A 21,399-nucleotide genomic window follows, 5' to 3' on the forward strand; every position below is an offset into this window, starting at 1 on the left:
AAATTAAATCATCATAAACTGGAGGTGGACATATTTTGAGTTTAAATTTGTGTAGTAAATTTCGTAAAAAACCAACTATATTTAAAGTTTTAGTGATTTTAATTTTTTTAATATTATTTTCATTTTTTATAATTATGTCATATTCTTTTATTTTATTCAACAAGATGAATAACATTCCATTGGATAATAAAGAGCTAAGTATTGTACCACAAAAAGAGCTGGAAAAATTTGAAGACCACAAGTCAATAAAAAACATCGCTTTATTTGGTATAGATGCAAATGACGGTCATCGTGGGCGCTCAGATTCTATTATGATAGCTACCATAGATGAAAAACACGACAAAGTAAAAATAACCTCCATAATGCGAGATTCTTATGTAAATATACCTGGCCATGGCATGGACAAAATCAATCACGCCTACGCCTTTGGAGGACCTACGTTAGCCATAAAGACTTTAAACGAAAACTTTGGTCTCAACATAGAAGATTTCTTGTCGGTAAACTTTTCATCCTTGCCAAAAATAATCGATTCTATGGGAGGAATTAATATTCCCATTATTGAAGAGGAAATAAAACATATTCCGGGTTTAACTAAGCCGGGCGACACTTTACTAAATGGTGCCCAAGCTTTAGCTTATTGCAGAATTAGGCATGCTACTGGTGGTGATTATGAAAGAACTCACAGACATAGAACTGTTATGTCCGCTATCTACGCCAAAGCGCTAAAAGCATCACCTACATCATACCCGTCACTGCTAAATGATATGCTGCCTTTAGTTCAAACAAACTTAACATATGGCGAATTTCTTTCTCTGGGCACTAAGCTATTTACATTGCAAAGCCATAATCTACAACAGGAGCGTTTTCCAAGGGATGGACAGTGCAAAGGAGATATGAGCACAGGTATATACTATTTAAAATTTGATATTCCCACAGTAAAAACTGAGTTGCAAGAATATCTATTCAACGATAAAAAATAAAAGGAAAGGCTAGGTCCATGGAACTTTTAATCCATGACACTAGCCCTTATTTTTTGGTGCGGATAACAGGAATCGAACCTGCACGAAATTGCTTTCACTAGAACCTGAATCTAGCGCGTCTGCCAGTTCCGCCATATCCGCATATTCCTCGCAATTTATTATATTCCTAATTTACTTACATTGCAAGGATAAATTTTAATATCTATTATCAAAGATTCTAGTGGATTTTTTCTCGCTTCTAGGCAAATCACCCATTCCAACTGCTTTTGCATTTACAGTGATGCCGATTTTATTTTTAAATTCAGCCACAATCGTATTTTCAAGCTGTTTTTTGTCTACCCCCTCTTCACACTCCACAAACAAAGTCAAAATATCTTTTCCATACAGGTGGTCAATAATTACTTGGTACTCACTAGAAGCTCCCTCAACATCCTTTAAAAACTCTTCTATCTGACTTGGAAATATATTTACACCCTTTACCTTTATCATATCGTCCGTCCTGCCCAAAATAGTATCAATTCTTGGATATTTTGAACCACATGGACATTGGCCAAGTATAATTCTTGTAAGATCGTGAGTTCTATAGCGTATAAGAGGAGCACCTTCCTTTTTGAGAGTGGTGATTACCAGCTCACCTATTTCACCATCAGGTAAAACCTCACCAGTCTTAGGATCCACCACTTCAAAATAAATATAATCATCCCACATATGCATACCACATTCATGGTGGCAGCTTATGCCTATGCCTGGACCATAAACCTCTGTAAGGCCGTATATATCAAAAAGTTGTACACCAAGTTCATTGGCTATTCTTTTTCTCATCTTGTATCCCCATCTCTCAGATCCAATAAGAGCTCTTTTCAATTTTATCTTATTTCCTATGCCTTTTTTCTCAATGCTCTCCGCTAAAAGCAGAGCATAAGACGATGTGGCACAAAGCACCGTAGATTCCATATCCATAAGCATTTTTAACTGTTTTTCAGTGTTGCCAGGACCCATAGGAATTGCCATGGCCCCTAACCTCTCAGCCCCTGCCTGAAATCCAATACCAGCAGTCCACAACCCATAACCAGGGGTTATATGAATTCTGTCCTTATTTGTGACCCCAGCCATTTCATAGCACCTAGCAAACATGATGGCCCAATCTTCTACATCCTTTTTCGTATATGGAATTATAACTGGTGTCCCCGTAGTACCAGAAGAAGAATGAATTCTAACAATTTCCTCCTGTGGTACAGCCATAAGACCCAAGGGATATGCTTCCCTAAGATCTCCCTTCCATGTAAATGGTAGCTTTTCGAAATCCTCTTGGGTTTTAATATCCTCCACATTTATGTCCTTAAATTTTTCTTTGTAAAAACAATCCTTGGACACAAGGTTCTTAAGCTGCTTAACAATAAGTTGTAGTTGCTCTTCCTTCATTCTCATTTAAAATCTCCCCTTTATATTTTTTACATAATTCCACAACATTTATATTCATATTATGAAACTTTGGATTTATACACTTTTCAATGGCATTTTTTAGCTCCTCTATAGTGATATCCACTAGTCCTAAAAGACACACCATAGAAACCATCATAACATTTACAGCCTTGTAGCTCTTTACTTCCCTATAAATTTTTTCTCCATCCACCACGTATAAGTTCTTAACTTTATTTTTCAATTCTTTTATGATATTTTCTTCCTTTAATTCCTCCTGAGCCACTTTTCCAAAAGGAGTAATTACCTTTTTATGCACTATCATGACACCGTCTTCCTTAAGATATGGAAGATTTCTAAGAGCCTCTATAGCTTCAAAAGCTATGACTACATCCGCACCTTGTTTGGGCACTAATGAAGAATACAGTTTGTCTCCCATCTTCAAATGAGTAACCACACTGCCACCTTTTTGTGCCATACCTATGGTTTCAGCCGTTCTCACCTGCACCCCTTTGTCCATTATACAATGAGATAATAATTTAGAGGCAAGCACAATTCCCTGTCCACCTACACCACATAAAATATAATTTTTACTCATAGTTATTTCTCACTTCCTTTTATAGCATTGACAGGACAAACCTGTTGGCAAAGCATACAGCCATTACACAAATTTTTGTCTATATAAATTTTTTCCCCATCATCATATAAAGCCGGACAGCCCACTTCTCTAATGCACTTCCCACACATTATACATTCTTCTTCGCAAACAAAAGCATACTTTCTACTTTTGTGGATTGCAATACATGGGGATTTAAATATAATAGCTCTCACACCTTTTTTATCTACCACCTTTTTTACAGCTTGTACAGCCCTTTGATGATCTAGAGGATCCGCTTCCACTACCATATCCACACCAATGCCCTCCAATACCTTCTTAATGCTGATTACATTAGTTACTTGGCCAAAAACATTTTTCCCCATGCCTGGATTTACTTGATGGCCCGTCATGGCAGTGATGGAATTGTCTAAAACAACCAACACCATATCAGCCCTATTGTACACCGCATTAATAACCCCTGTAATGCCTGATGCAAAAAATGTGCTATCACCTATAAATGCAAAATTTACTGTATCATCACTAACTCTACCTATACCCTGAGCTATGGTAATTCCGGCACCCATGCATAGACAGGTATCCACCATATTAAGTGGCGCTGCATTTCCCAAAGTGTAACATCCTATGTCACCGTTGAACACAGCCTTCCTGCCCTCCATAGCCTTCTTAACCGCATAGAAAGAAGCTCTATGAGGACATCCTGCACATAATACTGGTGGTCTTTGTACCACATTATTTACGCCACCACTGCTTAACTCAGTAAAATTGCATTTTTCCCCATGCTGGCATAATCCAAGATACTGTTTCAAAACAATTTTTACACTGTCTATGGAATTTTCTCCAGCATCACTCATGTGCCCCGTAAATTTTCCCATGACATTAATATTAATATGATGCTTTCCGCATACTTTTAGCAGTTCATTTTCTAGCACCGGATCTAATTCTTCAACTGCCATAAGCTCTTCTACACTATTTAAAAACTCCAAAGCTAGACTTTCAGGAAATGGATAAGCCGTAGCAATTTTTAAAATCCTCACATTATCCAGTGTCACATTCATCATATCCAAAGCCTCTTTCACGTAGCCATAGCTTACACCACTAGTTACAATCCCCTTTTTTCCAGAACCTTCTATGGTATTAAATCTATAAGCTCCAAACTGTTCAGCCAATTCCTCATTTCTTTTTAATATTCTCCTGTGATTCATATACGAAGTTTTGGGAAAAATCACCCATTTTGAAGTATCCTTCACAAAGCCCATTGGCTTGCAAGGAACATACTTTTCTTCATAGTGAAGGGAAGCATAACTGTGGCATATCCTTGTAGTAGGCCTAAACAACACAGGTGTACCATACTCTTCAGAGTATTTAAAAGCATCTTGTATCATTTCATAAGCCTCTTCCACAGTTGCCGGATCAAAAACTGGCAATTTGCTGAACTGCGCAAAATTTCTAGTATCCTGCTCCGTCTGAGAAGATATAGGACCTGGATCATCGGCACATACAATAACCATAGCTCCCTTTATTCCAATGTAGGCAAGACTCATAAGTGGATCAGATGCCACATTAAGCCCAACCTGTTTCATAGTAACCATGGTTTTGGCTCCAGCATAAGCTGCCCCAGCCGCTACTTCCATTGCTGCCTTTTCGTTTACAGACCATTCTGCGTATATGTCCCCTTTGCTAAACTTTACTATGCTTTCCAACACTTCTGTAGAAGGCGTCCCTGGATATCCAGTAACAAAATTCACACCAGACACCATAGCCCCTAATGCAATGGCTTCATTTCCCATAATCATGTCTTTTTTCATCATAAAAATCCCCTTTCATATAAAAATAGATGAACATTTTTAAGCGCAAAAAACCCGCCCATGACATATAATGTCAAGGACGGGTTAAAATTCACTCCCGTGGTGCCACCTTGTTTTGCAAGCCTTAAGCTTGCCTCTTTGCAGAATACTGACATATTCTTCAACAATGACGCAGTTGTTACGTTATGGAATACTCAGCCTTACTAGACCTTTCACCATACCCTCAGCGGTCCATTTAAAGTACTGTCTCCTGCAAGGCTCTCAGCTATCCTCGCTCTCTGTAAGGGCTTTTTACTTTTTTATCTCCGCTTCAACGGTTTATACTAAATATTCAATTCTATTTTATGGTACATCTTTTTAAGAACATTGTCAATATTTTTTGAAATATTTTTTATTTTATTTCATACTTTTCAGCATATTTTAAAACAACTTCTGCGAAGTGAGTGTTTTTAAAATTTCTTTTTACATCCGATACATCAATATAAGCTCCAACCATAAGATTTTGGATAACAGCCTCTGCTACTAATGCTTCTCTTTCATATTCATTTTTTAAGTTTTCTTGGATATCCATATTCATACCATTGTTTATGCCATCTATGGCATAACGATACATTAGAGTATCCTTTCCCAGCAATTTACCCATATTGTCAAGACAATTTATGCCCTCCATAATTTGGTCCATGGTTATTTTTCTTTTATATTTCAACATTTTTTCTCCACCCATCAAAATATTATCCGTTGATGTCTCTAGTATATTAGCAAGATCAACCAAAAGCCCCACATCGGGCATACTCTCACCTCGCTCCCATTTGGAAACAGCCTGATAAGATACACAAAGTCTATCACCAAGCTCATTTTGTGTAAGACCCTTAGCCTTTCTCAAAAGCGCAATATTTTTGCCGACATTTTCCTGATTTATTGCCATAAAAATTCTCCCTTCATTTCACTATTCAAAACCGGTTTCTAATCATATTGTATCAGTAGAGAAGATTAACAACAATAACGACGTATTTGAGAAAGTGATGGGTTTTCTAAACTATAAAAATATAAAAAAGTGCAAAAATAAGCCTCTCCTGTATATTAACAATAACTATCTTCCCAAAGCACATCAGCCTTATCTTTCCAACGCTCAGCATATTGTACACACTTGCCACAAAGGTGCTCACAACTCTCTGGCGACTGCATATCTGTAGATTTCGCCCCTGTTATGTACACCTTTGTATAGAAAACAACTTTATGCGTATAAAAGACTGTGCCTATGTTACCGATTACATATTTCGTTTTTTAAGGGGCCTTATTTTCGACTGGTGCATTCACAACGGTTCCTATAACCTTATAGAGCAATTTGATACAGATATAGACCTAGTGTGGTTAGGCATCGTAAACCCTATTACCACTCCTTAAAGCAAAAGCAGTGCCTGTTTATTTTTTACAGAACACTGCTTTTCTTAATTCTTTAGCATAAATTTAAATTTTACTACTTACTATTATTGTTTTACTCTGCCATACAAGTTCCATTTTGAAGTCTCATACCACCAAGGCCTTTCCCTTTTCCATTACCATTTTTCATTCCATTACCATTGCCATTTCCATCACACTGCCCATTACCCTGTTTATTATTGCCAAATTTAGCACCCATGTTTTTACCTATTTTAGCTTTACCAGTTCCATCACAATTTTCTTGGTTCTTTTCAATGGCTGCAATAATTTCATCCGCTTTTTCCTGTGTAAGAGAACCCTTAGCTACCTTTTCGGCAAGATTAGCTTTTTTAATTTCAAGCATTTCTTTTTTAAATTCTTCTAACTTACCAGCCTCTGATGCCATAGTACCGTAAGTTTTATTTTTATCCTTTCTTTCAGCAATAACCTGGTCTACACTTCTACCAGTTATTCCAGCAACTGCTTCTGCAGGGGTTTTATATGATGATACAGCCAATGCAGTGATAGAAGTTACTCCAACAGTTAAAACAACAGCTCCCATTGCAATGATTTTTTTTAGATTTTTCATTATTATTACCTCCCAAAATTTAATTTTGCAGATTGTTTTCTGCTTTAATTAAATAATACACATAAATTATGTCAAAACTATGTTTTTTCTTTTTCATTTTGAAGGTATTTGAAATACAAATTCTGCACCACCCGTTGGACAATTTTTAGCAATGATTCTTATGTTATGCCGTTCTGCAATTTGATTGGCAATGGAAAGTCCAAGCCCCGTGCCACTCTTATTTTCCTCACCCTGGGTTTTATAAAATCTATCAAATATATAGGGTAGATCATCTTCAGCAATACCTGGCCCATGGTCTCGAATTTTTATTTCATGGTCCAAGGCTACTATGTCAACACTTGAATTCTCCGGTGAAAATTTCACAGCATTGTGAAGAATGATCAAAAACATTTGTCTCAGCCTGCCATAGTCACCAAGGATGGTTGTACAATCCCCCTTCATCTCCGTATTTACATGGATATTTTTCTTCTTCGCCACCTGTAGAATGCTTCTAGAAACATCGGATAATACATCACAAATGCAAACTTCTTGCATTTCTATTACAAAATCCACATTTTGAAGTCTAGATAAATCCAGCAAATCCCCCACAAGACGCTCTAAAAATTTAGCCTCAGTAAGCATTTGAATATAATACTCCTGAATTTTTTCAGGATCCGTTACCACTTTATCACACAAAGCCTCCAGTGAACCTCGTATTACGGTGATGGGAGTCCGAAGCTCATGTGAAATATTTGCTACAAAGTCACGGCGCATATTCTCCAGTTTTTTGCTTTCCTTGTCCGCTTTCTCCAAATGTTCTGAAAGTAAGTCCAATACCTGGGACAGTTCGCCAATTTCGTCATTTTGCTTAATATTGCATTGAGCTGAATAATTGCCTTCATATAATTGGAAGGCCACGGACTTCATCTTGGTCAATGGTTTTGTAAAGGAAAAAGAAAGTGCCATGGATAGTGCAAAGGCAACTATAAGTGCCAAGAAAATGCTTATTGCAAGGATTGAAAATCCATTTTTAATAGCCGATGTAGTGCCATTTATAGGCGAATGAAGAAGTACAGCGCCCCATACATATCCATCTTCGTTTTTTATAGGTGTCCCCACAGTTAAAGTGGACTGCATGAAAGTTTCGCTGAATTCCTGACTAAAGGTTGTTTTACCGCGGAAAACCTGGTTGATGAGTTCATTGGCGTTGGGCGGCAGCTGGGACCGATTATAAGTAGAAGATCCATTCATCATCCCCTGTCCCTTTCCAGAAGTTATGAAATTAGAATTTTCATCTACAATCCAAACCTCCGTCTCTGCAACATCCACAATAAATTTAAGATACGCGCCATAGCCACCCATGCCATTTCCTAATTTATGATTGTTGTCTCCAGATAAGCTTCCTGCCAATGATTCTGCATATTTCTGAAGTTGGTTTTTATGCATTTCCACAGTGTGGTTTTTAAAAAGTAAAAAGAAGAAAACACCAATGACTAGAGAAAAAATTATAAGAGCCACGGCAAAATTCATGCTAAGTTTTAACGCAATCTTATTTTTTTTCATCTAAGGCCACCTCAAACTTGTATCCAACACCCCATATGGTTTTTATCTCCCATGACGGATGATTAAATTCTGCAATTTTTGCTCTTAAACGCTTGATATGGCTATCAACAGTTCTATTATCGCCAAAATAATCATAGCCCCATACATCGTTCAAAAGATTTTCGCGAGAAAACACCTTATTTTTTGAAGTAGCTAATATCCAAAAGATTTCAATTTCTTTTTTTGTCAACGGTATTAAAGAATCATCAATTGTCACAGTATAATCATCCAAATTAATAGTTAAATTGTCATAAGTAAATACCTGTGCTTGCGCTTTTTCTCGTACAATTCTCCGCATAATAGCTTTAATTCTAGCCATCACTTCTCCCGGTGAAAAAGGCTTTACTATATAATCATCGGCCCCTATTTCTAAACCCATAATTTTTTCAAAATCCTCTCCCCTGGCAGTAACCATAATAATTGGCACATTAGATACCCTTCGTATTTCTCGGCAAACAGCAAAACCATCCTTTTTAGGCATCATAACATCTAAAAGCATAACATCCGGCTTATGCTCTTCAAATTTTTCTATTGCCTCTTCCCCATCCAATGCAAAAAAAGTTTCATAACCTTCTTTTTTTGCATATTCCTCTAGAATAGAAGTAATTTGTTTATTATCATCTACAATAAGCAGTTTTTGCATAATTTCTCCTTTTTTCATCATTATTATTCTTTAGCACATCTTACAAATATTATACTTATATTTTTTTAAAAAAACAAATGCCAGACTAAAAAGTCCGGCATTTGTTTTCATATAACATCTTGGTGCGGATGACAGGAATCGAACCTGCACGAAATCTCTTCCACTAGATCCTTAATCTAGCGCGTCTGCCAGTTCCGCCACATCCGCATAGTAATTTGTATTTATTATCTTTGACACAGATTATTATATACAATATACCTGAAGATTTCAAGAGGAAATTTTAAATTTTTTCAACTTCTCATTTTCAGCCACCTAGTTATTTAAAATAAAGACAGAATTCTTGTTTTTCTTCAGCGTTTTGAAAGGCTCCTAAATAATCACATATTTCTGCCGCAAATTCTACAAAAGCATTCCCTTTTGCTGTGATAATGTTGCTATCTCTTACTGCTTTTTCATCCACATAATTGTCCCACTGAAACTTGTCCTCTATGTTGTTTTCCGTGTAATATTCCTTATTTAAACTAGTGGTAAACTTATGTCCTTGAAGAACTTCTGATTTTGCCAAGAATTCTGGTGCTGCACATATAGCTGCCAAAAGTTTTTTCTTATAATCCAGTGACTTTATGAGTTTTACAAGATTGTCACTACAAATTCTCTCATATCCTCCTGGTATTATAAGTGCATCTATGTCTTCAATTTTCAAAGTTTCTTCCAAAGTCATATCCGGAACATACTTAAGCTTAGAATTTGCTTCCACATTATTTTTATTCTGAGCAAATGTAATAAGCTCAATACCATCTATGCTACTCAAACTATCACAAGCTAATGTAACTTCAAAATCTGCCATGTTGTTATACAAATACAATAAAACCTTTTTCATAATACCCCTCCAAACTAATATAGATAATATTCTTGATGAATATTACTATTCACATTATCCTAATTTAACATAAGTTTTATGCTTCTCCACTTACTTTTTAACTATAAAATATATAACATTCATGTTAAAGCATATGCCCTTTTCATTCTTATAATATTGCAACTTTTTATTTACTTTAAACTGAAACTCTTTAAATTTTTCTTCCCCGAGATTTTGTATACTTTCAAAAATTCCTCTTACAGCATTGTTCCACATCTCGTCCCACCATTGAGCCTCATTTAAATATATTACTTCACTTTCTTCTTCATAAACCTCTATTTCTTTTAGATGTACAGCTTTTAATGCAACCTTTATATTATTCACAATATGGTGATTGCTTGTTGTTTCTTCTTTTTTATGTTGGTTTAGATATTCATCCACTATATCCGTGAGCCATTGTTGATCACATTGAGTCCCCCAAATGCTAAAAGATAGTTCTCCATCTTTCTTTAACATCCTGACAATATTTTGTAAGGACTGACTATTATTTAATATATACCCAATACTGAACCCTGCTGTAACGTTATGAAAAAATTCATCTAAAAAATTTATTTGTTCCATGTCGCATTGAATTACCATTGCATTTTTTATATGTTTATCTTGGATCTCGCTATTAGTCATCTTAACCATATTTTCTGCAATATCAGTGCCAATAATCCGTCCCTCATCCCCAACTATACTTGATGCTGTAAACAATGTCGCACCACGTCCTGTGCCTAAATCTAAAATATGCGCCCCCTTTTTTATGTGGGATAATTCTATTAATCTCTGCCCAAATTTCTGCCAATAGTTTGGACCTAACTGTGCGTAATTGCTTGCAACACTATCCCATAGCTCAATTAATTTCGACTTATTATCACTCATTTCTCAATACCCTCTATTCACATCATATTTAAAAATCGTCCATATTGTGGCTCCATAAAGCCTATTCTTAGATTACTTTTTTCCCATAAGAGCTATAAGACCATTGGCAAGACCCTCTCCCCAACTTAGATAATCATGTCCTGAAGGTAATCTATCATAGGCAACCTCGTATCCCTTATTCAAAAGCACATCTCGCAACTTATCAATAGAATCTCTCATTACAGGTTCATCGTCATAAGGTCTGTCCTCTAAAAATCCCACATTTAAATAAAATTTAGAGTTCACCTTTTCACTATCTATATATCTATTGATTAACCATTGATTATCCCAGAAAAATGAACCTGATTGCGCAAGAACATTATGAAACACGTTAGGAAACTCAAGAACTATATACGCTGAAGCAAGGGCACCAAGACTGACTCCACCTATAAGGGTCTCCTCTGGTTTATCAGTAACATTATACTTACTACGAGCCCATGGTAAAATTTCATTTACAATAAGCTCGCCATACTTTTTGTTGAAAGCTAACTCATTCACCCTGTCACTATTACTATCCACAAAAACACAAAGACTTCTCGGTATCATGTTGTGGTATATAAGGTTGTCCAAGACAGTCACCGCATTAAGTATATTAATTTGCATAAAACCATCTGTTAGCACAATAAGATTATTTTTTTCTTTGATATTTTCATCATTGTCATTATTATCATACCCAAAAGGTTTGTACACCCAAACTCTTCTAGTGTTATTCAAACTTTTACTTTCATACCTAGTTATATCTAAAGTCCCGTTACACTTATGGTCCATTTTTCTTGTCCATACATCATCTTTTACCTTAGATAATTCTACAAAAGATCTTTGTATATCCATATCTTCTTCATCTTCGTCGTCCTTCAGGAAAACTATTTTATTCTTATTAAACTCGTCTAAAATAAAATTCATATTTCTTTTCTTGTAATCATCATCTAAAGCATCATTTACGGAATAATTATAACCGAATCTTATGTCATTTCTCACAATGTATGTTTTATACCATAGGTTAGTATCTAGCAGGTGCTCCATGAGATTTTCTTTATATCTATAGCTTGGGAATGCCCCATAAACCACCACATTTTCAATTTCATCCTTTGCCCTATATACAAAAGTCACCATGACATTTTTATCATCACCATGTATTTCTTCTATAATAGGTGAGCCACTTTGTTTTATATCATCCCAAAAAATATCTAGTGCATTACACTGCCCCTTTATCAATTTTTCATATAGATCTGCTATTTTTGCGCTTTGAATTTGTTTATGATTAGTCACACTTTTTACCCCCTGTAAAATCACCTTTTATTATGCCATATTTCATTTATATTATTGTAAACATTTTACCACGATTGCATGGATCTGTACAAAGAATTTTCATAATAATGATGGTATTATATACAAAAAGGTCTTAATCATTACTTAATCATAAAAGTAATCCCTACACCAACATATACAACATAGCTTTTTTATGGAAAAAACAAAAAAGCCACATCAGCAGCTTTTTAATCTACTAGAAGGGCTATATGGTAAAATAATTAGTTTTTTTCTAACTCACCTATTCAAATTTTTTGTCGAAATATCTTTTTTCCCTTTCTTTTTCCACTTCATCCCCCAATTCGTCCTCGAAATACTCTGGACCCATATCTTCCAAGTTGCCACCCATATCATCAAGTTCTTCATTTTCATTATTTTCTTCTGGCACAATTTTGAGGTCTGTTTTTATTTTCTCCTCCAAGGTCTCTACCACCTCAATCATGTCTGCTTTATCATCATTTCTCTCTGAATTTGTGTTTCTCTCCATTTTTATAATCCTTTCGTCGTCTTATTCTTAGTTTTTATTTCACTTTATATTAGCTTTTCCAACGTCCTATGATTTTAAACCTGGTTTAAGTTCTTCATAGTTAAAAAGAAATATCCATATTTTTTTGTAGTTTTATAATTGCTTCGTCGTATATATTATTAAAAGGATTGATTTCAAGTTGAGAGGAGTTTTGGTAAAATGAGAAATTCTATTTTAGGTTTTAAGCAAGAAGCCTTATGCAGATTGGGCATGGACATGGACGATGCGGTAATTCTAAGGTATTTTGCAGATTTTGCGGAAACTGGCAAGATGATTGAACACAAACACAAGGGGGATGTGTACTATTGGCTTAAATACGATGCCATAATGGAATCATTGCCGATTTTAAACATTTCCAAGGATCGCATTTATAGAAAACTAAAAAAAATGGTGAAATTAAGGGTTTTAAAACATATGACATTAAAAGAAAATGGTACATACTCCTTTTATAGCTTTGGTCAGGAGTTTTTGTCGTTAAAATTGCCTACCTCCTATGTTAAAAATGACACCTACCCTCCGTTATATAATCAACAAACCCATGTTGAAAACACCATAACAAAAGATAGATCTTTTAATAATTCTTCTTTTAAAGAAAACGATTTTAATAAAAAAATATGTATAAATATAGTTGAGTATCTAAACCAAAGGGCAAACTTAAAGTATAGCCCATCCTGCGAAAAAACAGTGAAGCTCATAAGTGCCAGGTTGAGCGAAGGTTTTACTGAGGAAGATTTTAAAACTGTCATTGATAAAAAAGTTGAGTCCTGGGAAAATACAGAGATGTGCAAATATTTACGACCTCAAACACTTTTTGGGGACAAGTTTGAAGGCTATCTAAACGAGAAAACTACATTCAAATCATGCAAAGGCAACTTTACAAATTATCCGCAGCGCACTTATGATTTTGAATCCTTAGAGAGAAAATTGCTAGGTTGGGAATAAGTAATTCACCACTGGAAAGTCAAACACAGCTTTTCATTCAAAAGATAAAGCCACCACATAGGTGACTTTCTTAATAAAATATTGGCAGAGATAAGGGGGCTGTGGCTAAGGATTATACTATAGCATCAAAGTTTTGTCCTAAATTTGGGTCCACTGCCACACTCTTTAACATCTCTGTCATTTGCATAGCATTTTCTTTGCCAGTATTCATTGCCATCTTCATAACTGCTATGTTAGCTGCTTCTTGTACTTTCGATTGATTCATCACCATTGATAACGCACCTATATCCATTTAATCACCTCACTTAAAATATGCTTACAACTCGATAATTTGTGCTTACTTTAATTCATAAAATATCTTAGTATTTAACAATACTATTCTGCCATTTAAAAGTGGTTCTAAAATACCCACTCTTTGAAAACTGTTCTTTAAAAGAAAATATATTTTCTCTGGCAATCATATTTGCACTTGATGTTCCAAAATCGAAATATTTATATCCTTTTCTTTCAAATTTTTGAAGAGCATTTGTTACAAGTAAAGTTAAAGCTTGATATTTTTGATACCTAGGATCTTGACAAAGATAAAAAGAACTGCTAACTCTTTCGTTTATTACAAAATAAGTTATGCCTGCAATGGGTATATCTTCTTTATAAGCTATATCTATAAATACTCTTTTAGGAAAAAGTGTCATAATATTTTTCAGTTGTTCCTTTGTATGAGTCGGCTTTATACCCAACTTTTTGAAAGTTTTATCCATAACAACCCAGTAACCATCTAAATCACTAGATTCATTTGCTACTTTTATATTATTATTAATTGCTTTTCTTGAAAATTGTCTGGCTTTTGAAGTTATTCTATCAATTATTGGTTCATCATCAAATTTAACAACAGAAGAAATATCTTGGTTAACTATTTTAAATCCCTGTTCAAGCATATTAAAATAAAAGGTATCTAAAGATACATTTGAACAACAATTTATTGGAGGTGTAATGATAAATTCACTTATCATATTTTGTTTTAAATACTCAATTAAAGCACTTATAATAGCTCTTCCTTCTGAATAACTTGGTTGTCTTTGCAATACAACCCCTCCATAACTTGCTCCATATGGTGAAACAGCTACTTTTTTACCATTGATTTCATTGACAAAAATAGCAATTTGACCTATTAAAGTATTGTTCTTTAATATAATTAAAAACTGTTCACCACTGGAAAAGCGGTCTCCGTGATAAGATAAAAATTTCCTTGTATGAAATATTGTTCCATTTGTTGATTTTTGTATAAATTCATCCCACTTTTCATAATACGTTTCATTTGCTTCTATTACTTTAATCATAATAAACTCCTGTCTAAATAATTTAAACCAAGTAATATGAATAATAATCACCTAATTTTATTTAATTTTTTTTAATTTTCGTGCAGGGACTCCAACATATATATAATAAGGTTCCGTATTCTTTGTTACAACACTTCCTGCTCCTATAATACATCCTTTTTTTATTATTACACCTGGAAGTATAGTTACATTTGCTCCAATCCAAACTTCATCTTCAATTATTATTTTCTCATTTTTTATTAATTTATTTTTCACATATTCTATATTTTTTAGTTCAATGGCATTATTAGGATTAGAATCACATATGAATGTTACAAAAGGTGCAATAGATACATTTCTGCCTATTTCTACCATGGGGGTATTTGCACCATCTGATATTACAGTCAACCCAATATTACTATAAGTCCCTTCTTGCATTTTTACACTGAACTCCTCTAAATATTGTTTCCTTATTCTTGCATCAGGATAAAATTGAGCTATTATCTTTTTAAATCTATTGGGCATTATATCCCTGTTCTTTAATAAAAAACTATATAAGAATTCATCATAATATTCTAGAACTTTTTTAAGCATATTCCTATCCATACATTTTAAACCTCGCATATATATAAAATACATTCATTAGATCATTTTTTGAGTAATGCAATTAAAGAGAAGAGCTATACTATTAATTAGTAAGGAATTACTTATTACCCCAAGGATTCTATACTACCATTAAAATATAAAGCCTACCCCAAAATAGTCATAATGACTTAATTAAATACAGATTAGTATGTTATAAAATCTAATTGGAAAAAATATTTCTGGTAAACACAAATTTTCACCTCTTTATCCTATAAAATATTTTGACAAAGCTTATTTCCAGACAACTTATATTCGTTTCTGTATGCTAGCTCTCCAACTTTTAATCCTGCACAATGCAAATCAATTATAGGTTTTGGACCTAAATAAGCCAAGGTTTTCCCCATTCTAAAACTTCCGACTTCATATTTAGGATAATAAAAAATATTATTTTCATTTAAATCTTCTATATCTACTATACCAGCAAACTGTATTACTGTAACACTTTTAGAAAGTTTCTTTAACTCTTGTGATGTTATCTGGGAATTATCTTTACCTATATAACATTTATTCGAAGTATAATCAGCTATAATTAAGGCATCTACGTCTTTAACTAATTCTGAATTTTTTTCATTAATTTCTTTTATCAGTATCACATCATTAGACAATTTGGATAACGTATTATGTATTACACTTCCAAACCTATCCTCACTTACAATTACAATTTTAGATTTATATATCTCAATTTTAGCGTCAAATAACATTTTTAATGCAAGATAACCACTAAAATTAAAAACATCTAATCCTGGATAGTTTTCATTTGTTCCAACAACATTAATACCTTTTTCTTTACAATATTCAATATCTACATCACCACTTCTTACTTCCCAAGCTTCACACATGTAAGGTACTACAGCATCTTCTCTCATTTTGTCTACTGTACACTTATCTATAGGCCTAACAAATCCCAAATTTGTGACTATATGCGCTTCCCCAATTTTTTCTTTATCAAAAACAACTTCAATTTTATTTTCTACACCACAAAGCTTAGCAAATAGCATAGTGTCCGTTTTTATTTGTTCCTTTAATCCATAACTTGAATCTTTTGATATAGCATAAACTTTTTCTGCTCCTGCCATAGCTGCAATTATTGAAGTGTATATAAATTCACTAGATGCGGCTTCTGTGAATACGGTTAAATTGTGCAGATTTAATTCCAGAAAATCCACAACCCTCTTTATCAAATGTATACTTCTTCGTGGGTTTACCATGCCTTTATTAATAAAATATTCTTCTATATCATGACACATTTAAAGCTCTCCTTATTTCTGAGACAACATACTGTATCTCCTCAACACTTAGTTCTCCATGTAGTGGTAAAGCTAACCCTTGTTTATAAGCATGCATAGAGTTTCCATATTGACTATCATTTAAATTATATTTTTTCCTATAATATAGTTGTTCATGAACCGAATATGCTCCAAAATTTGTTTCTATGCCTTTCTCTTTTAAAATTCTAATTACCTGATTTCTATCAATATTTTTATCCAATAAAATATGGTACGTTTGCCATACATGCTTACCATACTCCTTTTCGCTAGGAATTTTTATTGCTCTATCAGCTTTTAAAAGTTCACTGTATTTTAAAGCCATTGCCTCCCTTTTATCGTTTATCCTACCTATTTTTTTCATTTGAGCAATTCCCATAGCCCCTTGTATATTTGTCATTCTATAATTAAAACCAGCCATCACAAATTGAGCTACACCATCTAAATAGCTCATACCATGATTTCTTAAGATTCTTATTTTCGCTGCTAACTCATCATTATTCGTCACAACAATTCCACCTTCACCTGTTGTAATAGCTTTTCTTGGGTGAAGACTAAAACATCCTATGTCACCAATAGTTCCAACTTTTTTATTTTTATATTCCGCGCCAAATGCACAAGCTGCATCCTCAACTATTTTTAAATTATACTTTTGGGATAATTCCATTATTTTATCCATATCCGAAGATTGCCCAAATTCCTGCACGGGAATTATAACTTTTGTTTTATCTGTTATTTTTTCTTCTATCTTTTCTTCATCAATACAAAATGTATCTAAATCAATATCTACTAACTTAGTGGTAGCACCGACTAACTCAACAACATTTGCTGTAGCTGGAAATGTAAAGTCTGGAACTATTACTTCATCGCCATTTTTTATATTTAAAGCCAATAACGCTAAATGCAGGGCAGCTGTTCCGCTGCTTACTGCAATAGCGTGTTTTACATTCAAATACTTTTGAATTAAACTTTCCAGATGTTCTACCTTATCTCCTTGAACTAGATATTTCGATTCTAATACCTCTTTTATCTCATCTAACTCTTCTTGTCCAATTTCAGGGACTGCTAATTTAATCATTTACAGCACCTCTATACCACTCAATTGTTTCCTTAAGTCCTTTAGTCAAATCATACTGAGGTTCATATTCTAATATTTCTTTTGCTTTATCTATACTTGGTATTCTAAGTTCAACATCAACATAATTTTTAGGAACATATTTTATCTCTGAACGGGAGTCTGAAATGCGTTTAATAACTTCCGCCAACATTGATATTGTTATAGTACATCTTGGATTCCCTATGTTAAAAGCTTGCCCTATAGCTTCTTTTGTTTCTATACATAAAACTATTCCTTTTACAAAATCATCTATGTAACACCATGAACGTATTTGATCTCCATCACCATGTATCTGAATTTGTTCATTTTTTATAGCTCTGACTACAAATTCATGTATAGCTCCTTCTCCAACTTGTCCTGGTCCATATATATTAAATGGTCTAACAGTTACAACTGGCATGTTATATTCCTTATAATAACTATGTGCTAAATGTTCACCTGCAAGTTTTGATATAGAATAAGTCCAACGTGCTTCCCCTACGGGTGCCAGATTGGTTGTACTTTTTTCGTTAACTTTATACGCATATGAACCAAACACTTCTGAAGTTGAAAAATCAATAACTCTTTCTAAACCGTCCATATTATCTTTCAAAACTTCTAAAACATTGTATGTTCCTATCATATTAACTTGCATAGTTTTAACTGGGTTTTTAATTACTGTATCAATCCCAGCAATTGCTGCTAAATGAATTACTATATTGGGTTTAAACTCATCAACTACACTTTTTAGATGATTAATATCTAATATATCTCCTTTTACCAAATTGACATTTTCACACTGTAGTAAATTTGTCTTTTTTATAGCATTCCTATTTAAGTTATCATATATCAAGATTTCATTGTTACCGTGAAGCATACTGCATAATTTTGTCCCTATAAAACCTGCCCCACCTGTTAAAAGTATTCTTTTGTTTTCTATATTCATTTGCTTCCTCCATAAATAAATTTTAAAACTACATAGATAATTAATGACTACTTACAATTCAACGTTAAAATTATATTTTTCAAATTAAATTCTAACCTCTCAATTTCTGACCTATGAAAATCCCCACATTCCAATGATTTGCCAATGTATTCTTTTATTTTGACACATAATGGTTTTTCAACCCACTCGTGTATGTATTCTTTACTATAATCAGTATTTGAACCATCCCAAGGTTTAAATCCATCTTTATAATACTTTAATATATCAAAATACACTTCTGCAATTATATACATTTTTTTTGACTTCTTCATTTCGTAACTCTGTATTTTATCAAGTCCAACTTCCGATAAATAAATACTTTCATCGAAATTATTAATTATATATTCAATAATTGATATAATGGATGGAATTCTATCCTTTAAATTATATGTCATATTATTTGAATGGTGCCTATAACATATGAAGCTACGATCTATATATTTATATTGCCATCTATATTTTATATATACTAGTGAATTTAGGACATCGCCTGCCACAATATTTTCCTTATCACAATGCCAAGTTATATCGTTTTTCCTATAAAATTCCGTTTTGTACATTCCTATTGTTACAGGCATTATACCAGAACCCATTCTTCTAAAAGTTTCTCTAATTATTTGTTCATCTGTAAACTGTTTATATTTCCATACATCTTTATAATTTCCATCAGCGTCAACTATATCTAAATTACCATAAACATAATCTAAGTTTGGCTCTTTTAAAAATTGTTTTATCAAATCCTCGATAACATACCTATCTCTCAAAAAATCATCTGAAGATAATATAAATAAATATTCACCCTTAGCTTTCTCAATTAATTCTCTACATGCTTTAACGGAACTACCGCTATTTTTATCGTGGTATATTCCTTTTATATTCATATGTTTTTTTTCATATTCATTAATCAAATCTATAGAGCCGTCATTAGAACAATCGTCAACAATTATAATTTCAATATTGTCATATGTTTGACTTAATATTGAAGAAACAGCTTTATCCATATAATGCTTGTAATTATAATTAATCACTCCCACTGTAATTAGTGGTTTTATGTTAATTATTTTTTTTTCTTTATTCTTTCCACTAATTTTAGAAATCATTTCTTTTATACTATTTAACTCCTTATCTTTTGAATAATTTTTCACAACATATTCCCTATATTCACTTGAGTTGTATTTATGGCTTTTGATAATTTCAACAGCTTCATCTATAGTATTCCATACATATTTTTTATCATATATTTCTTTTGCACCAACAAAATTGTGTATTACCGGTTTAATCCCCTTGCTCATTCCTTCCATAACCGAAAGATGTTGTCCTTCAAGCAAACTAGTAGAAATTATATAATTTTTATCTATAAGCCATTTATTAATATCATCCACCCATCCATAATGTATTATATTATCAGATAAATTCATTTCCTTTATCATTTGATTAAAATATAATACATCTCTATAATCCTGAAATTTACCTGCTATATGTAATTTGTATTTTTTATCTATTTTTACTAATTCACTAATCAATTGAATTAATAACATAGGACCTTTTTTATAATTTATATATCCTACATAAGCCAAGTTAAATCCTTTTTCCCTTTTCTCGAATTTGTATTTACCCTCATTTACTCCAACAGGAATAATATTAACCTTATCTTTAGGTATTTTTTGAAAACTAGTTAAAACAACATCATTTATATGTTTAGTATCTATTATTAATTTATCTACACTATTCCATTTAACATTACTAGGGTGTTCGGTAAATGCCTCATAACTATGCAATCTACAAATAATTTTTTTCTCCCTAGCTAGCTCCAATTTGCTACCATATGCTATGAGCTCATCACACCATTCAAACCAACATATATCCGCCCATCTCATGCCCTCCTCGATTTGAGGGTATTCAGTTACCACTATTTTTTTTACATCATATTCGTCTGAAAGTCCACTTATTGTATCACCAAGAAAACTGTCCATGCCTTGTTTTACAAAAAAAGCAATTTTAGCCTTTGTAGTAATTATCTTTGCACCATGTTCATTTTTTAATCTACTTATATTCTCTTCAATTCCAAGTTTCAAATTATCATCTTCGCAATTATTTATAGCTATAGTGTAACATAATAAGGCTTGGTTATATCTACCCTGTGTTTCGTATATATATGCCAGGTTATAGTTTAAATCAAAATTATCCTTATGGTAATTTAGCCCTTCCTTTATAACAATTTCAGCCTCTTCTAATTTACCTTTCAATATTAATAAAACCGATTTCATAGAAAATGCTTCTGCATCATCCTTAACCATACTAAAGAATTCTTTTAATAAAACTTCAGCCTCCTGAAGTTTCTCCTTATTTATAAGCTCATTAATATTTTCTTTAATATGTTTTTTCATAGATTCCATACTTCCATCCATCGTAACACCTCTATAGTTTAAATCATTATTT

The 21,399-nt window shown here is 33.2% G+C and carries 20 protein-coding genes, 2 tRNA genes and 1 other annotated feature; of the genes, 2 read left to right on the forward strand and 20 right to left on the reverse strand.

Annotated features, from left to right (window positions below; translation table 11 throughout):
- The first annotated feature begins 35 nt into the window (after window positions 1-35).
- Window positions 36-980 carry an LCP family protein gene (locus BUA73_RS01385; protein WP_242942305.1) on the forward strand — a complete coding sequence of 315 codons (945 nt, stop codon included), beginning with the start codon at window positions 36-38 and terminating at the stop codon, window positions 978-980.
- A gap of 54 nt (window positions 981-1,034) precedes the next feature.
- Here the strand turns inward: BUA73_RS01385 and BUA73_RS01390 are convergent.
- The 13 genes from BUA73_RS01390 to BUA73_RS01450 all read right to left on the reverse strand — a co-directional run bounded on the left by BUA73_RS01390 (window position 1,035) and on the right by BUA73_RS01450 (window position 12,672).
- Window positions 1,035-1,121 (reverse strand) — tRNA-Leu (locus BUA73_RS01390).
- 54 nt (window positions 1,122-1,175) lie between these two features.
- Window positions 1,176-2,408 (reverse strand): phenylacetate--CoA ligase family protein, encoded by a 1,233-nt coding sequence (locus BUA73_RS01395; protein WP_072901463.1) that lies wholly within the window; start codon window positions 2,406-2,408, stop codon window positions 1,176-1,178.
- Window positions 2,371-2,997, reverse strand: a complete 627-nt coding sequence (locus BUA73_RS01400) for an indolepyruvate oxidoreductase subunit beta (RefSeq protein WP_072901466.1) — start codon at window positions 2,995-2,997, stop codon at window positions 2,371-2,373. Before BUA73_RS01400 ends, BUA73_RS01395 begins: the two co-directional genes overlap by 38 nt.
- A 2-nt stretch (window positions 2,998-2,999) precedes the next feature.
- Window positions 3,000-4,823: an indolepyruvate ferredoxin oxidoreductase subunit alpha gene (iorA, locus tag BUA73_RS01405; protein ID WP_072901468.1), complete on the reverse strand. Its 1,824-nt coding sequence runs from the start codon at window positions 4,821-4,823 to the stop codon at window positions 3,000-3,002.
- A gap of 72 nt (window positions 4,824-4,895) precedes the next feature.
- Window positions 4,896-5,146, reverse strand: a binding site (T-box leader).
- Between the two features lie 68 nt (window positions 5,147-5,214).
- Entirely contained in the window at window positions 5,215-5,748 is a 534-nt protein-coding gene (locus tag BUA73_RS01410) for a helix-turn-helix domain-containing protein (RefSeq protein WP_072901471.1), read from the reverse strand.
- Between the two features lie 570 nt (window positions 5,749-6,318).
- Window positions 6,319-6,831 carry a DUF2680 domain-containing protein gene (locus tag BUA73_RS01415; protein WP_072901473.1) on the reverse strand — a complete coding sequence of 171 codons (513 nt, stop codon included), beginning with the start codon at window positions 6,829-6,831 and terminating at the stop codon, window positions 6,319-6,321.
- Window positions 6,832-6,924: 93 nt separating this feature from the next.
- Complete coding sequence (locus BUA73_RS01420) at window positions 6,925-8,373, reverse strand: HAMP domain-containing sensor histidine kinase (protein WP_072901475.1); 1,449 nt, start codon at window positions 8,371-8,373, stop codon at window positions 6,925-6,927.
- Window positions 8,360-9,055 (reverse strand): response regulator transcription factor, encoded by a 696-nt coding sequence (locus BUA73_RS01425; RefSeq protein WP_072901477.1) that lies wholly within the window; start codon window positions 9,053-9,055, stop codon window positions 8,360-8,362. The genes BUA73_RS01420 and BUA73_RS01425 overlap by 14 nt, the downstream gene beginning before the upstream one ends.
- A gap of 120 nt (window positions 9,056-9,175) precedes the next feature.
- Window positions 9,176-9,262, reverse strand: a tRNA-Leu gene (locus BUA73_RS01430).
- 109 nt (window positions 9,263-9,371) lie between these two features.
- Window positions 9,372-9,935 (reverse strand): DJ-1/PfpI family protein, encoded by a 564-nt coding sequence (locus BUA73_RS01435; protein WP_072901481.1) that lies wholly within the window; start codon window positions 9,933-9,935, stop codon window positions 9,372-9,374.
- 90 nt (window positions 9,936-10,025) lie between these two features.
- Window positions 10,026-10,838, reverse strand: coding sequence for a class I SAM-dependent methyltransferase (locus BUA73_RS01440; RefSeq protein ID WP_072901484.1), 813 nt, complete (start codon window positions 10,836-10,838; stop codon window positions 10,026-10,028).
- A gap of 72 nt (window positions 10,839-10,910) precedes the next feature.
- On the reverse strand, window positions 10,911-12,146 hold the full coding sequence (locus tag BUA73_RS01445; protein ID WP_072901486.1) for an alpha/beta hydrolase: 1,236 nt from the start codon (window positions 12,144-12,146) through the stop codon (window positions 10,911-10,913).
- Between the two features lie 280 nt (window positions 12,147-12,426).
- Entirely contained in the window at window positions 12,427-12,672 is a 246-nt protein-coding gene (locus BUA73_RS01450; RefSeq protein WP_072901488.1) for a hypothetical protein, read from the reverse strand.
- 198 nt (window positions 12,673-12,870) lie between these two features.
- On the opposite strand from BUA73_RS01450, the gene BUA73_RS01455 reads away from it, so the two are divergent.
- Window positions 12,871-13,653, forward strand: a complete 783-nt coding sequence (locus BUA73_RS01455; RefSeq protein ID WP_072901490.1) for a conserved phage C-terminal domain-containing protein — start codon at window positions 12,871-12,873, stop codon at window positions 13,651-13,653.
- A gap of 112 nt (window positions 13,654-13,765) precedes the next feature.
- On the opposite strand, the gene BUA73_RS01460 is transcribed toward BUA73_RS01455, so the two are convergent.
- From BUA73_RS01460 to BUA73_RS01490, 7 genes are all read right to left on the reverse strand, one after another.
- Window positions 13,766-13,945, reverse strand: coding sequence for a YjfB family protein (locus BUA73_RS01460; protein WP_072901493.1), 180 nt, complete (start codon window positions 13,943-13,945; stop codon window positions 13,766-13,768).
- Between the two features lie 67 nt (window positions 13,946-14,012).
- Window positions 14,013-14,990: a GNAT family N-acetyltransferase gene (locus BUA73_RS01465; RefSeq protein WP_072901495.1), complete on the reverse strand. Its 978-nt coding sequence runs from the start codon at window positions 14,988-14,990 to the stop codon at window positions 14,013-14,015.
- A 57-nt stretch (window positions 14,991-15,047) separates the two neighbouring features.
- Window positions 15,048-15,575 carry an acyltransferase gene (locus BUA73_RS01470; protein ID WP_242942306.1) on the reverse strand — a complete coding sequence of 176 codons (528 nt, stop codon included), beginning with the start codon at window positions 15,573-15,575 and terminating at the stop codon, window positions 15,048-15,050.
- Between the two features lie 248 nt (window positions 15,576-15,823).
- On the reverse strand, window positions 15,824-16,861 hold the full coding sequence (locus BUA73_RS01475) for a hypothetical protein (RefSeq protein WP_072901497.1): 1,038 nt from the start codon (window positions 16,859-16,861) through the stop codon (window positions 15,824-15,826).
- A complete protein-coding gene (locus BUA73_RS01480) occupies window positions 16,851-17,957 on the reverse strand; it encodes a DegT/DnrJ/EryC1/StrS family aminotransferase (RefSeq protein WP_072901499.1) in 1,107 nt (368 codons plus the stop codon). Before BUA73_RS01480 ends, BUA73_RS01475 begins: the two co-directional genes overlap by 11 nt.
- Window positions 17,950-18,921 carry an NAD-dependent epimerase/dehydratase family protein gene (locus BUA73_RS01485; protein WP_072901502.1) on the reverse strand — a complete coding sequence of 324 codons (972 nt, stop codon included), beginning with the start codon at window positions 18,919-18,921 and terminating at the stop codon, window positions 17,950-17,952. Before BUA73_RS01485 ends, BUA73_RS01480 begins: the two co-directional genes overlap by 8 nt.
- A gap of 47 nt (window positions 18,922-18,968) precedes the next feature.
- Window positions 18,969-21,368 carry a glycosyltransferase gene (locus BUA73_RS01490; RefSeq protein WP_084671904.1) on the reverse strand — a complete coding sequence of 800 codons (2,400 nt, stop codon included), beginning with the start codon at window positions 21,366-21,368 and terminating at the stop codon, window positions 18,969-18,971.
- Between the last annotated feature and the right edge of the window lie 31 nt (window positions 21,369-21,399).

It is taken from the genome of Hathewaya proteolytica DSM 3090, assembly GCF_900142225.1.
Classification (GTDB): Bacteria; Bacillota; Clostridia; order Clostridiales; family Clostridiaceae; genus Hathewaya; species Hathewaya proteolytica.